General features: G+C 46.6%; 19 protein-coding genes. All 19 read left to right on the top strand.

Annotated elements, in window-relative coordinates:
* Positions 1 to 3: 3 nt before the first annotated feature.
* The 19 genes from VB077_RS14025 (at position 4) to VB077_RS13935 (ending at position 13,494) form a co-directional block, all read left to right on the top strand.
* Entirely contained in the window at positions 4 to 699 is a 696-nt protein-coding gene (locus VB077_RS14025) for a LysM peptidoglycan-binding domain-containing M23 family metallopeptidase (RefSeq protein ID WP_323415879.1), read from the top strand.
* Positions 700 to 909: 210 nt separating this feature from the next.
* Positions 910 to 1,107 (top strand): 50S ribosomal protein L31, encoded by a 198-nt coding sequence (gene rpmE, locus VB077_RS14020; RefSeq protein WP_323415878.1) that lies wholly within the window; start codon positions 910 to 912, stop codon positions 1,105 to 1,107.
* A gap of 197 nt (positions 1,108 to 1,304) precedes the next feature.
* Positions 1,305 to 2,372, top strand: coding sequence for a peptide chain release factor 1 (gene prfA / locus VB077_RS14015; RefSeq protein WP_323415877.1), 1,068 nt, complete (start codon positions 1,305 to 1,307; stop codon positions 2,370 to 2,372).
* Positions 2,372 to 3,217: a peptide chain release factor N(5)-glutamine methyltransferase gene (prmC, locus tag VB077_RS14010; protein WP_323415876.1), complete on the top strand. Its 846-nt coding sequence runs from the start codon at positions 2,372 to 2,374 to the stop codon at positions 3,215 to 3,217. Before prfA ends, prmC begins: the two co-directional genes overlap by 1 nt.
* Positions 3,218 to 3,223: 6 nt before the next feature.
* Positions 3,224 to 4,270, top strand: coding sequence for an L-threonylcarbamoyladenylate synthase (locus tag VB077_RS14005; protein ID WP_323415875.1), 1,047 nt, complete (start codon positions 3,224 to 3,226; stop codon positions 4,268 to 4,270).
* Between the two features lie 536 nt (positions 4,271 to 4,806).
* On the top strand, positions 4,807 to 5,391 hold the full coding sequence (locus VB077_RS14000) for a manganese efflux pump MntP family protein (protein WP_323415874.1): 585 nt from the start codon (positions 4,807 to 4,809) through the stop codon (positions 5,389 to 5,391).
* A 40-nt stretch (positions 5,392 to 5,431) separates the two neighbouring features.
* Positions 5,432 to 5,872 carry a low molecular weight protein arginine phosphatase gene (locus VB077_RS13995; RefSeq protein WP_323415873.1) on the top strand — a complete coding sequence of 147 codons (441 nt, stop codon included), beginning with the start codon at positions 5,432 to 5,434 and terminating at the stop codon, positions 5,870 to 5,872.
* A gap of 159 nt (positions 5,873 to 6,031) precedes the next feature.
* A complete protein-coding gene (gene rpiB, locus VB077_RS13990; protein ID WP_323415872.1) occupies positions 6,032 to 6,481 on the top strand; it encodes a ribose 5-phosphate isomerase B in 450 nt (149 codons plus the stop codon).
* Entirely contained in the window at positions 6,465 to 7,049 is a 585-nt protein-coding gene (locus tag VB077_RS13985; RefSeq protein WP_323415871.1) for a TIGR01440 family protein, read from the top strand. The genes rpiB and VB077_RS13985 overlap by 17 nt, the downstream gene beginning before the upstream one ends.
* Before the next feature lie 37 nt (positions 7,050 to 7,086).
* Positions 7,087 to 8,340 (top strand): serine hydroxymethyltransferase, encoded by a 1,254-nt coding sequence (glyA, locus tag VB077_RS13980; RefSeq protein ID WP_323415870.1) that lies wholly within the window; start codon positions 7,087 to 7,089, stop codon positions 8,338 to 8,340.
* Positions 8,341 to 8,354: 14 nt separating this feature from the next.
* Positions 8,355 to 8,984 carry a uracil phosphoribosyltransferase gene (upp, locus tag VB077_RS13975; RefSeq protein WP_323415869.1) on the top strand — a complete coding sequence of 210 codons (630 nt, stop codon included), beginning with the start codon at positions 8,355 to 8,357 and terminating at the stop codon, positions 8,982 to 8,984.
* A gap of 5 nt (positions 8,985 to 8,989) precedes the next feature.
* Positions 8,990 to 9,472, top strand: a complete 483-nt coding sequence (locus tag VB077_RS13970; protein WP_323415868.1) for a dCMP deaminase family protein — start codon at positions 8,990 to 8,992, stop codon at positions 9,470 to 9,472.
* A gap of 27 nt (positions 9,473 to 9,499) precedes the next feature.
* The gene (gene wecB / locus VB077_RS13965; protein ID WP_416337068.1) at positions 9,500 to 10,633 is read left to right on the top strand and encodes a non-hydrolyzing UDP-N-acetylglucosamine 2-epimerase; all 1,134 of its coding nucleotides are present in this window, start codon (positions 9,500 to 9,502) and stop codon (positions 10,631 to 10,633) included.
* A gap of 56 nt (positions 10,634 to 10,689) precedes the next feature.
* Positions 10,690 to 10,920, top strand: coding sequence for an AtpZ/AtpI family protein (locus tag VB077_RS13960; protein WP_323415866.1), 231 nt, complete (start codon positions 10,690 to 10,692; stop codon positions 10,918 to 10,920).
* A complete protein-coding gene (locus tag VB077_RS13955) occupies positions 10,907 to 11,269 on the top strand; it encodes a hypothetical protein (RefSeq protein WP_323415865.1) in 363 nt (120 codons plus the stop codon). The genes VB077_RS13960 and VB077_RS13955 overlap by 14 nt, the downstream gene beginning before the upstream one ends.
* A 3-nt stretch (positions 11,270 to 11,272) precedes the next feature.
* Positions 11,273 to 12,016: a F0F1 ATP synthase subunit A gene (gene atpB / locus VB077_RS13950; RefSeq protein WP_323415864.1), complete on the top strand. Its 744-nt coding sequence runs from the start codon at positions 11,273 to 11,275 to the stop codon at positions 12,014 to 12,016.
* Between the two features lie 105 nt (positions 12,017 to 12,121).
* Positions 12,122 to 12,352: a F0F1 ATP synthase subunit C gene (atpE, locus tag VB077_RS13945; RefSeq protein WP_006716806.1), complete on the top strand. Its 231-nt coding sequence runs from the start codon at positions 12,122 to 12,124 to the stop codon at positions 12,350 to 12,352.
* 117 nt (positions 12,353 to 12,469) lie between these two features.
* Positions 12,470 to 12,964, top strand: a complete 495-nt coding sequence (gene atpF / locus VB077_RS13940) for a F0F1 ATP synthase subunit B (protein ID WP_323415863.1) — start codon at positions 12,470 to 12,472, stop codon at positions 12,962 to 12,964.
* Positions 12,958 to 13,494, top strand: a complete 537-nt coding sequence (locus VB077_RS13935) for a F0F1 ATP synthase subunit delta (protein WP_323415862.1) — start codon at positions 12,958 to 12,960, stop codon at positions 13,492 to 13,494. The genes atpF and VB077_RS13935 overlap by 7 nt, the downstream gene beginning before the upstream one ends.
* Positions 13,495 to 13,502: the final 8 nt, after the last annotated feature.

Raw genomic sequence — 13,502 nt, 5'->3', positions numbered from 1 at the left:
GAAATGTTAGTTCCAGAGGATGGGCAAAAGCGGTATGACCAATTCGTACGAAAGTGTGCCGCTTTTGCCTTTGTTATTATTATTTACGCAGCGGTTCCGGCATATTCAAGTGGGATAGGATCAGCGAATTGTTTTTCTGTTGTGACAATAGAGCCGGGTCAGAATCTTGATTCCCTAGCTAAAAAGTATGGGACAACAAGGGCCCAGATCTTAGAAGATAACCCTTATGCCAATCAAATGTCTCCCGGGGAGACTTTAACGATACGCGAAAATGTGGGTCTAAGGGATAATTCAAGAACACCGGAAATATCCCGCGGTACCGTCGTTGCTTATCAGTGGCCGGTTGGGGGCCGGATTAGCTCGGAATACGGCCGGCGGGGAGACAAAGAATTTCATCATGGAATCGATATCGCCGTAAATACCGGAACGACCATTAGTGCCGCACGATCGGGAAAAGTTGTCAAGACCGGATGGATAGGAGTCTATGGTTTAACCGTTTTGATCGATCACGGAAATGGTTTTCAAACCTTATACGCACATAATGATCAGGTCTTAGTTAAAGCCGGAGAGCAAGTTAGGACCGGTGAACCGATCGCCTTATCGGGAAATACGGGCAACACTACGGGGCCACATCTTCATTTTGAAATACGGAAGAATGGTCAAGCATTGAATCCCGCGGATTTTTTAACGGCGTATTAGAGTAGGTTTGAAAAGCTGGAGTATTTGCGGCGGTTAGAAACGGATAAAATTTTATGTTGAAATTCGTGGAACTAAAAATTGTTATCTTGACCGCCTGGGTTTCAGTATGCTATACTTTTAAAAGTTGACCGGTTTACAGTACGGAAATTTTCGAGATCGTTTGAACTCATGAATAATCCGTTGAATATTCGGTAGAAAGAAGGTGACGATATGAAAGAAAACACGCACCCAAAATATGAGCAAACCACAATTACTTGCGCTTGCGGTGAAGTGATTCATACCGGTAGCACAAAAAAGGATATCAAGGTGGAAATTTGCTCGAAGTGTCATCCCTTCTATACCGGTGTCCAGCGCTTTGTTGATGCTGGCGGACGGGTTGATAAGTTTAAGAAGAAATACGGAATGTAAGACAAAGAACAACGGCCTGCGGTCGTTGCTGGAGAAAAAGCAGAGCGCATGCTCTGCTTTTTTAAATTCAGCATCGATTGATCATGAATTGAGCAGAAGGTGGAGAGAATTCCTAGAGTCAGGCTAGGAACTTTTTTTAATATAATATACTGACCTGATGAGAGGTTAGCCATAGGCTAAATTGTTGAGGTGAAAAAATGCTCGAAAAATTAACGGAAATTGAAAGGCGCTATGATGAGCTTACTCAACTCCTGAGTGATCCCGAGGTCATTGCCAATCAGGAGGAGTGGCAGAAGCATGCCAAGGCCCAAGCAGGAATGACTGCTATTGTTGAAGCCTACCGTGAGTATCAAGGGGTACTGAAGAACCTGGAGGATACAGAAAGCCTTCTCGGTGAACAGCTTGATCCTGAATTAAAGGAAATGGCGGAGTCGGAACGGGAAGAACTGATATCAAGACGTGAAGAATTAGAGACACAGATGAAGCTTCTTCTCTTGCCGAAGGATCCGAATGACGAAAAAAATGTCATTATGGAGATCAGGGCCGGTGCCGGCGGAGAGGAAGCAGCCCTTTTTGCCGGAGATTTGTATAAGATGTATACGAAATACGCCGAACGCCAGGGCTGGCGAACAGAGCTCATGAGTGCGAGCTATACGGATATCGGTGGGTTTAAGGAAATTGTTTTCCTTGTTGAAGGACAGGGCGCTTATAGCAAGCTTAAGTTTGAGAGCGGTGTCCATCGTGTACAGCGGATTCCCGCGACTGAATCCGGGGGAAGAATTCATACTTCCACAACAACGGTTGCGGTATTGCCGGAAGCGGAAGAGGTTGAGGTTGATATCAACCCCAATGATATTCGGATTGACCTATTCTGTGCCAGCGGTCCGGGAGGACAGTGTGTCAATACAACTCAATCCGCCGTCCGCCTGACTCACCTGCCGACAGGAACAGTCGTATCATGTCAGGATGAGAAATCACAGTTGAAAAATAAAGAAAAGGCTATGCGTGTCTTAAGGGCGCGGCTCTTGGAAAAGGCGCAGGAGGAAGCCCACGGAGAAATGGCCTCGGCGCGAAAAAGCCAAGTCGGAACCGGGGATCGAAGTGAGCGGATCCGGACGTATAATTACCCGCAGGGACGGGTTACGGATCACCGAATCGGGCTTACGCTGCACCGCCTTGACAGTATCCTTCTGGGCGATTTGGATGAGATTGTGGAAACGTTGATTACGACAGATCAAGCGGAACGTTTAAAAACGGAGGACTAATGAAGATCTTTGAGGCGTTGCAATGGGGAGAACTAAAATTAAAAGAAGCGGAAGTGGACAATTCGCGCTGGGATGCGGATCTCTTATTAAGCCATGTTTTAGGCGGGCGTCGTGAACAGCTCTATCTTGAACGGGAAAGAGTGCTTACTGACGAACAGCTTAAACGATATCTCGGCTTAATAGCCCGTCGCTCGGCACGTGAACCTTTGCAATATATCCTCAGAAATCAGGAATTTATGGGACTCGGTTTTTATGTTGATGAGAGGGTGCTTATTCCCCGAGCGGATAGTGAGATTCTGGTTGAGAAATTGCTTGAGTTTAAGAACTTATCTTCTGAGGCAGAAGTCCGTATTGCCGATCTGTGCACCGGAAGCGGAGCAATTGCTGTGTCGATTGCTCATTTTTGGCCGGAAGCGTTTGTCGTCGGTACGGATTTATCTTCGGCTGCCCTTGAGGTGGCTCGTTATAATGGGCGGCAGAATAACGTGCGGGTTGAGTGGCGAGAAGGAGATTTTTGTGAGCCGATCCGGGGGGAATACTGGGATTGGATTGTGACAAATCCGCCTTATATCCCCGAAAAAGAATATGGTTCGCTTGCTTCGGAAATCTTTAAAGAACCTAAAATGGCTTTGGTCGGCGCCGAGAATGGTCTGATTTTTTATTCGCGTTTAGCGAAGGCTGCATCGTCATTGCTTAAGCCCAGGGGTAAAATTCTGATGGAGATTGGCTGGGATCAGGCCAAGGCGGTCCGGGATATTTTTCAAAAAGAAGGATTTTTAACCCGGGTTTTTCAGGATTATGGAGGACGGGACCGGGTTGTTTATGCGGAGTTCAGTACGAGGTGAAGTTTTATGGAGACAAAACGTTTTTATATAAATAGTCAAGATCCGGAGCCAAAGTATATTGAAGAAGCGGCGGTGCTGATTCGGAATGGACAACTGGTCGCTTTTCCGACTGAAACAGTTTACGGTTTAGGGGCAAATGCACTTAATCCCCAGGCCTGTGCCGAGATTTTCAAGGTCAAGGGACGTCCTCAGGATAATCCATTGATCGTGCACGTTGCCAATTTGGATATGATGAAGCCGCTGGTTAATGGCTGGAGTGAGCGGGCGGAGCGTTGTGCGCGCGCTTTTTGGCCGGGACCGCTCACCCTTGTGTTGTCTAAAACGGGAATTATTCCGGATACCGTATCGGCAGGATTAGACTCGGTGGGGATCAGAATGCCGAATAATCCTATAGCCTTAGCCTTAATAGAAAAGGCAGGCGTTCCGATTGCCGCCCCCAGCGCTAACCTCTCCGGCAAACCGAGTCCTACGAATGGAATTCATGTCTGGAAGGATTTAAAAGAACGGATTCCGCTTATTTTGGATGGGGGAGTTTGTGATGTGGGGGTCGAATCCACCGTGCTTGATTTAACGGGCGAGATCCCTTGTATTCTGCGTCCCGGCGGAGTAACGAGAGAGAAACTGGAAGAGGTTTTGGGGAAGGTTTCCATTGATCATCCTTCAGGTGATCAGCCTCCGAAGGCACCGGGTATGAAGTACAGACATTACGCACCTAAAGGAGAGCTATTCCTCCTGATTGGCGAACGGGAGAAAGTATTAACGCGGATCACCGAGGAAATCCTGAAAGCACATCGCCGTCTTAAAAAGGTCGGGGTCCTCTGCACCCTGGAGAGCGCGTCACATCTGCATAGTCAACGGCCCGAACTGCTCTTTGTTCTCGGTTCCGAGGAACGCCCGGAAGAAGTAGCTTCCAGCCTTTATGAGGGCTTGAGACTTTGCGATGAACAAGGTATTGATACCATCCTTGCTGAAGGGGTATCCCAAAACGGCATAGGCTTTGCCATTATGAACCGGCTGGAAAAGGCTTCCGGCCATAATATTTGGTATGTTTAGAGAGCATTTGAAAATGCCCCCGCGCATAAGATAAAGAAGACTTGGTCGGGGCGAGCGAAGCGAGGCAGCGTCCTAGTCGCTCTTACCCTGCCAGACTAACGGCATGCATCGTAGGGTAAAGAAGACTTGGTCGGTGGCGAGCGAAGCGAGGCAGCGTCCTAGTCGCCCTTACCCTGCCAGACTAACCCGCATGCATCGTAGGGTAAAGAAGACTTGGTCGGTGGCGAGCGGAGCGAGGCAGCGTCCTAGCCGCCCTTATCCTGCCGCACTAACGGCATGCATCGTAGGGTAAAGAAGACTTGGTCGGTGGCGAGCGAAGCGTGGCAGCGTCCTAGTCGCTCTTACCCTGCCAGACTAACCCGCATGCATCGTAGGGTAAAGAAAACCCGGCTTTCGCCGAGCTTAGAGGGCGAAAACCGCTGGTTGCACTTATGCTGGAAGAAAGTATACTACCGAAGGTTATACTTTCTGACAGTGTACAAAAAGCGGTCTGAAAATACGTACCCGCTTCTGACTTCTGATCGGGGGTGCAAATCTTGAACCTCGCTTTGGTATTGGCGCTTTCTCTTGCTTTGGGAGCGGATGCGTTCTCGTTGGCTTTGGCGATAGGACTGGTTGGTATCGGCAAAAGAATGATCCTTAAACTTTCTTTTGTTGTCGCGGCTTTCCATGTTATTATGCCCTTAGCAGGACTCTTGTTGGGTCAGGCCATGGGTATGGTTCTGGGAAAACTGGCTCAGGGTATTGGGGCGGTCATTCTGCTTTGGCTGGGCGGGAGAATGCTCTATCATGTTTGGCAGCCTGCTCCGGAGTCTTATCGGTTTTCCGAGGCTCGCCAAGCCCTGAAGCGTGTCCGGCTTCCTTCGGGTGTTTCGTTACAGGGGATCGGGGTCTATGCTTTAGCCGTGAGCGTTAGTCTGGATGCGCTGAGCGTTGGGTTTTCCTTAGGAACAGTGGATAGTCCTATTGCCCTCACAGTCCTTGTGATGGGGATTGTAGCAGGTGTGATGATGGGCAGCGGTCTTCTTCTGGGAAGGTTTGTGGGGTCATGGATGGGACAACGGGCCGAGGTCTTAGGAGGAGTGGTGCTCATACTCATCGGGGTGAAGATGCTAGTTTAGCTATGGTTGTTGATTTCTTATATGATTTCTAAGAAAAGAGGTGCTCACAATAAAGCTGTTATTTATCTGTACCGGGAATACATGCCGTAGTCCTATGGCCGAAGGCTTAGCCAAGAAAATTCTTGGGCCCGGTTTCGATGTAGGTTCGGCGGGTATGGGTGCCTGGGAAGGACAACCTGTAAGTGAGCACGCTTTAAATGTGATGAAAGCGCGGGGGATCGATATTTCTGCCCATTGTGCTCGGCAGGTTAGTCCGGGGCTTCTTGAAGAGGCCGATTGGATCATTCCCATGACGAAGGAACAGGAGGCTCGTCTTACTATGCTTTATCCGAAGTATGCAGATAAGATGCGCCGACTGGGCGCCTGGGGATCTGCAGACAGGAACATTGTGGATCCCTATGGAGGGTCGCTTCAGACTTATGAACTGTGTGCTGATGAGATTGAGAAGCTGATACACGAGCTAAAGATGAAGATAAAATAAGCAGAAGTATTAGTGGCGGTTAGCCGTGGATAAATATACGAGAAGTGATTAAAAATATCTTAAGCAATAAGCAATTTTTAACGATTCCAGCAGGGATTATAGATTATAGTGTAGAATTTTTTTAGATTACAAAATCGTTGACAAGCGGAGGGAGAACAATTGAAGATTGCACTGGGAGCAGATCATGGCGGTTTCGAACTCAAAAACGAAATTCTTACGCATTTGAAGGAGCAGGGCATAGAAGTATTGGACTTAGGAACGAATTCGAAGGAATCTGTGGATTATCCGGAATTTGGTTTCAAGGTCGGGAAAGCCGTTTTGCGGGGTGACGCCGATCTGGGAATTGTTATTTGCGGAACAGGACTGGGAATTTCAATGGCAGCCAATAAAATCCCGGGCATCCGGGCGGCTTTATGCACGGAGACTTATTCCGCACGGATGTCTCGTGAACATAATAATGCCAATGTGCTTGCCCTAGGCGGGCGGGTGACAGGAGTAGGCTTGGCAATGGATATCGTTGATATTTTTATTAAGACCCCCTTTGCCGGAGGACGTCACGCAAGGCGCGTAAACCTACTGACTTCGATTGAAAATGGGGAAGAGCTCTAAGGAGGCGCAGTTGGACTTGCTAGAGAAGCTAAAGAAAATTGCCGAGACTTGGCAGCAGGTTCTCGATGAGTTCTTTTTGCAGGCAAATTTACACTCAGGTCAAATACTTGTCTTAGGCTGCAGCACCAGCGAAGTGCTGGGACAGCATATCGGAAAAGGCAGCAGTACAGAGGTTGCAGACATTCTCTTGCCTCCATTACTTCAGAAAGTAAGAGAACAAGGAATTTTCCTTGCGGTTCAGGGTTGCGAACATATTAACCGCGCCCTAGTGGTTGAAGAAGAATGTGTGGAACGGTATGGGCTTGAGCCTGTAACCGTTCTTCCCGGGCTGAAAGCCGGCGGAGCAATGTCAGTTAAAGCGTGGAAAAGCTTCAAAGCTCCCTTGATGGTGGAGAGTATTAAAGGACATGCCGGTATTGATATTGGAGATACATTTATTGGGATGCATTTGCGTCCTGTTGTCGTACCGATCCGTCTTGAGATTAAGGAAATTGGGGAAGCCCATTTAACAATGGCCCGAACTCGACCTCGTCTTATTGGGGGGCCAAGGGCGGTTTACCCGGAATAGGTGCCAAAAAAAGTGAGACTAAAGGAGTGGGAATATTATGGATTATATTAAAGAGTGGATTCTTCCCCAGGACCCTGAGGTTGCCGAAGCCATTGCCCAAGAAGAAGGACGTCAGCGCCATAAAATTGAACTTATTGCTTCCGAAAATTTCGTCAGCCGTGCTGTCATGGCGGCTCAAGGCTCCGTACTTACCAATAAATATGCCGAAGGGTATCCGGGTAAACGCTATTATGGGGGATGCGAATACGTTGATATCGTTGAGGATTTAGCCAGAGATCGAATTAAAAAACTTTTTGGAGCCGATCATGCCAATGTCCAGCCTCATTCCGGGGCACAAGCGAATACGGCGGTTTACTTCGCCGTCCTTAAACCGGGAGATACGGTTCTGGGCATGAATCTGTCTCATGGCGGACATTTAACGCATGGGAGCCCGGTTAACCTTTCCGGGAAGTATTTTAATTTTGTAGCTTATGGAGTGGAACCTGAAACAGAAGTTATTGATTATGAAAAAGTTCGGACATTAGCCCTTCAGCATCATCCCAAGCTGATCGTTGCCGGGGCGAGTGCTTATCCCCGAATTATCGATTTTCCGAAGCTGCGGGAAATTGCGGATGAAGCGGGAAGTCTGCTGATGGTGGATATGGCACATATTGCGGGCTTAGTTGCCGCAGGAATTCATCCAAGCCCGGTTCCTTATGCTCATTTTGTAACCTCAACGACGCATAAAACTCTGCGTGGACCCAGAGGAGGATTAATTCTTTGTAAAGAGGAATATGCTAAAGCTATTGATAAGGCGATATTCCCCGGAATCCAAGGCGGGCCGCTGATGCATGTTATTGCGGCAAAAGCAGTAGCCTTTGGGGAGGCACTTAAACCGGAGTTTAAAGAGTATCAAAAAAATATCGTGCTCAATGCCAAGACTCTTGCGGAAAGCTTAACGAAGAAGGGATTCCGTCTTGTTTCCGGAGGTACGGATAATCATCTGATCCTTGTTGATGTACGCCCCAAAGGGTTGACCGGAAAGGAAGCCGAGCATATTCTTGATGAGGTAGGAATTACCGTCAATAAAAATACCATTCCTTATGATCCTGCAAGTCCGAATGTGACAAGCGGAATCCGAATCGGTACACCTGCGGTTACTACACGGGGGATGAATCCTCAGGCAATGGAGCGTATTGCCGAGGCGATTGACCTTGCCTTAACGAAACAAGATGAGACGAGTTTTTCTCAAGCAAAGGAAATCGTTGCAAGCCTATGCAAGGAGTTCCCGTTATATCCAAATCTTGATTAGGAGTTGACTTATTTATGGCACAAGTACACGTACTCGATCATCCTTTGATTCAACACAAGCTTTCCTTGATTCGAGACGAAGAGACCGGGTCAAAGGACTTCCGAGAACTTGTCGAGGAAGTTGCAATGCTTATGGCCTATGAGGTTACCCGAGATTTCCCGCTGGAAGAGATTGAAGTCAAGACTCCCGTTGCCAAAACGAAAACGAAAGTCATTGCAGGAAGGAAGGTTGGACTGGTTCCCATCCTGCGTGCAGGCTTGGGAATGGTTGACGGGATGCTTAAACTCATTCCTACTGCAAAAGTGGGTCATATTGGCTTATATCGTGATCCGGAAACGCTGAAACCTGTCGAATATTATTGTAAACTCCCTACCGATATTGAAGAGCGGGATTTGATCGTCATTGATCCGATGCTGGCGACAGGGGGATCCGCTTCGGCAGCTATCACATTTTTAAAAAAGCGAGGGGTACGAAGCATTAAGTTGATGTGCCTTATCGCGGCTCCCGAGGGGATAAAAGCAGTCACTTCCGAACATAATGATGTTGAGATTTTCGTCGCTGCGGTTGATGAGAAATTGAATGATCATGGTTATATTATACCGGGCTTAGGTGATGCCGGGGACCGATTATTCGGAACGAAGTGACAGACATGCAAAAAAAACGGCCAAGCTGGGATAATTATTTTATGAAAATGGCACAGGTGGTCTCAGAACGGTCCACCTGCCTGCGCCGCCAGGTTGGCGCGGTGATCGTCAAGGATAAGCAGCTTTTAAGTACGGGATATAATGGGAGTCCGACGGGATTGCAGCACTGTGCTGAGGTAGGATGTTTACGGCAAAAGCTGAATATTCCTTCCGGAGAACGGACTGAGATCTGCAGAGCGGTTCATGCCGAACAAAATGCGCTCGTACAGGCGGCCAAGCATGGGGTGGAAATCAATGGGGCAGATCTCTATACAACCTACCAACCTTGTGTTCTCTGTACGAAAATGATCATCAATGCCGGGATCAAGCGAGTGATCTATGCAAATCCCTATCCGGATGATTTGGCCCACCAACTCGCAGCGGAAGCGAATCTTGAGCTAATTCATCTGTCCTCGGAAGAAGACTTTAAAACGTTTAAAGGAGAGTAACGAGCGGTGAAACAGCAACCAAAGGTCATGGTGGTTTTTGGCACACGCCCAGAAGCGATCAAAATGGCCCCTGTCGTTAAAGCCCTTCAAAGAGAATCAGTTCCATGTCAGGTCGCTGTGACAGCCCAACACCGAGAAATGCTTGATCAGGTATTGGAGCTATTTAAGATTCGACCGGATTATGACCTGAATTTGATGAAATCAGGGCAGACCCTCGTTGATATTACAACGCGAGCCCTTAATGGGCTTGCCGGGGTTTTCGCAAAGGCTAAACCGGATTTAGTCTTGGTTCATGGTGATACGACAACAACCTTTGTCGCCTCATTGGCTGCATTTTATGCCCATATTCGCGTAGGCCATGTCGAAGCAGGCTTGCGGACCGGAAATAAGTACTCCCCTTTTCCGGAAGAGATGAACCGTAAATTGACAGGCGCGATTGCGGATTTACATTTTGCCCCTACGAACACGGCAAAACGGAATCTGCTTCGGGAAGGGGTGCCTGAGGAAAGAATTTTTGTAACGGGAAATACGGTTATTGATGCTTTATTAAATACCGTGAATCCAAAATATTGTTTCAATGATCAGGATGTAGAGTCAATTCTTAAGCGGGAACAGAAGCGGCGCATGATTTTGGTCACAACGCACCGCAGGGAAAATCTCGGGGAACCGATGCGTCAAATCTATCAAGGGTTAGCCAATGTACTTGAGCATAATCCGGATACCTATATCGTATTCCCGGTTCATAAAAACCCTTCCGTGCGGAAAGTTGTTAATGAGGTTTTAGGCCGGCATGAACGTGTTTATCTTATCGAACCGATGGGGTATGAACCTTTCGTCAATTTAATGTCTAAAGCCTATATTATTTTGACCGACTCCGGAGGAATTCAGGAGGAAGCTCCCTCTTTAGGAAAACCGGTTTTAGTGGTCAGGGACACTACCGAGCGGCCAGAGGCAGTTGAAGCAGGGACAGTTTCCTTAGTGGGCACATCCTACGAAGGAGTTACAGAAAGCTTAAATAAACTATTGACGGATACAAAGGTATTTCAGGCTATGGCCCATGCCGTCAATCCCTATGGAGATGGTCAAGCGTCAGGGCGTATCGTAAAAGTCATTAAAAATATTCGTTTTTCAGAATATTTTAAGGTCAAAAAGTTGATTTGAAATGGCGGATATTGTATACTTGTGCTATTATGAGTCCTGGGTAGAGGTAGGCTTGAATGGGCAATAACCGTTTAACCGTTGCTAAAGCAATGGCTTTTGGGACAAGTATTGCGACCACGTTGGCGGTCTTAGTTTGGGGCGGCTACTTGCTGGGCAATTTTTTGGATCAGCGGTGGGGAACCCAACCGTGGTTAAAGCTTTTTTTTATGATATTAGGGTTAATCTTTGGAGGAAGCAATTTAGTGTTGGGTTTGAGAAAGCTTGTGAACACGGATGACAAAAAGTAATTTGGTTTCTTTACTTTTAGGGACTTCGGTGTTATTCCTAATAATGAGCTTTACCCATAATAGCAGCCTGATTGGAGCTGTTGTGGGATATTGGACAGGGTTTATTTATACCCAATGGCTTTTTAGAAACGTTCAGAAAAGCGTTAACTTAGAGATATCGACGGCTGTTCGGCAATCCCGCCGAAGCTTTTTTTCGCGTTTGGGCTTTGTTACCTTAGTTGTTGCTACAGTAGGCCGTTTTCAAAAAGGCTGGCTTTTAAGCTTAGCCTTAGGAATTGCTTTAGGCCTTGTGGTTTCGCTGATTATAGCGATAATAGATTACATAAAATTGGAAAGGGGTGAGGTATGAGTAATGCATGAGGAAACGGTATTATGGCATTTGGGGAATAATATGACCTTCCATGGAAAGACACTTGTGATGACCTGGTTGGTTATGGTCGTTGTTTTGGTATTTGTGCTTTCAGGAGTACGGAATTTAACGAGCGGAAAACCGGGCAAAATGCAAAATATCTTAGAGTGGATGGTTGACTTTGTTCGTAAGCTTGTTTCCGATACTATGGATTTAGAAAAAGCGCGTCCTATTCTAGGCTACCTAATCACTTTAATTTTATTTGTATTTGTTTCCAATATGTTTGGATTGCTTCCGAATTTAACATTGAATCTTTTCCATAATGTTGAGTTCGCGCAGCTCAATAAGATCTTTGAAGGGGCCTCATGGATGTCACCTACAGCAGATATCAATACGACAGCAGCTTTGGCCTTGCTGACGATGATTTTGGTTGTGGGGATGGGGATCAAGCATCAAGGCGGACATTATTTTAAACATTTTCTCGAACCTAATCCGGTATTCCTGTTAATCCACTTGATTGATATGATTTCTAAACCGTTAACATTAGCCTTTCGTCTTTTTGGAAATATTTTCGCAGGCGAGGTCATGATTAGTGTCATCTTGATGATTCCGGGAATATGGGTTATGACAGGAATTCTGCCCGATGCGATTTGGTTGGCTTTTAGTGTTTTTATTGGTTCTATCCAATCCTATGTTTTTACAGTACTGACAACGGCATATGTTGCTCAAGCTGTGGGCGACGAATAGTAGTCAACATAAAATTAATTTAAAATGTTAGGTTTCAGCGGGGCAAGCGCACTGCTGATAAATATTAAGCAATTATTTTATGGGAATAAGAAAGGAGGAAACTCTGTGGACGTATCTGCTGCAGCTGCACTTGGTGCAGGAATTGCTGCTGGATTAGCAGCCCTCGGAGCTTCACTTGGTAATGGAAGCTTAATTACTAAAACAATAGAAGGAATTGCTCGGCAGCCTGAGGCTAAAGGCGCTTTACAATCAACCATGTTTATCGGTGTTGGTCTTGTTGAAGCACTGCCCCTATTGACATGGGTACTAGCTCTTCTTCTCATGTTTACGAAGTAAGTCTGAATTGAATTGGGCTTGAGTCTTAAGTCCCAGCCCGTCAAAACAAGGGGGAACGATCGTTCCCCCTTGAAAAAATCATTCATCGATGGACTAGACTTGAGAGGGGGGTAAACTGTGAATCCCATATCGTTTGATTGGACGCTTGTCGCCCAAATTTTATCTTTCCTAGTGCTCGTTTATATTCTTAGACGATGGGCGTGGAATCCACTCATGAATATGATGGAAGAACGCCGTAATTTTATTGAGTCCAATATTGCCCAAGCAGAAAAAGAACGCCAGCAGGCTGAACAAATAAAACGCGAGTATCAGGAAGAGATGCGCAAGGCTCGTCAAGAAGCTCAAGAGGTTATCGCAAAGGCGACCAAATTGAGCGAAGATAGGTCTGCGGAGATTCTGGCAGAGGCTCATGTCGAGGCTGAAAAGATTAAGAATGCGGCCCTTGCAGATATTGAGCGCGAACGTGACTTAGCTATTTCGCAAGTTAAAGCCCAAGTTGCGGATTTATCGGTTGCTGTAGCTGAAAAGATTATTCGTAAAAACTTAGATGTTAAAGGTCAAGAAGATCTCATTGAGCAATTTATTCAAGAAGTAGGGGAATTGCCATGTTAAAGGGAGCTCTAGCCCGTCGGTATGCACAGGCCTTATTTGAATTAGCGCTGCAACAGGATCTAAATCAAATAGAGAACGAGCTCGGGCAGCTTACAGGCTTAATTGAAGGAAATGCTGAGGTTGCACATCTCCTTTACCATCCACACATTTCATTGACCGAGAAGAAGGCGATTATGGACAAGCTCTTATCAGGCAATTTGAGTGATACAGTTCGTCGTTTCTTCTATTTGCTAATTGATAAGAGAAGAGAAACTTTGCTTCCTGACATAGAACGGGAGTTTAAGTTGCTTGCGGATCAATCGCGCAACATTGTTGAGGCAAGGGTAGCAAGTGCAGCGCCTTTGAGCGAAATCCAAGAAGAACGTTTGCATCAGGAATTGGTTCGGATAACCGGAAAAAATGTACGTATGGTTAAGGAAGTCCGACCTGAACTCATCGGTGGCATTATGGTTCAAATTGGTGATCGGGTTATGGATGGAACGGTGGCAAATAAGCTTTCGCAGATTCGCCTTAGCTTAAGCCGAGCCTAACCAAGAGC

The sequence above is a fragment of the Desulfitobacterium sp. genome, assembly GCF_034927245.1.
GTDB lineage: Bacteria > Bacillota > Desulfitobacteriia > Desulfitobacteriales > Desulfitobacteriaceae > Desulfitobacterium_A.
This window is presented reverse-complemented; position numbering and strand designations above follow the sequence as displayed.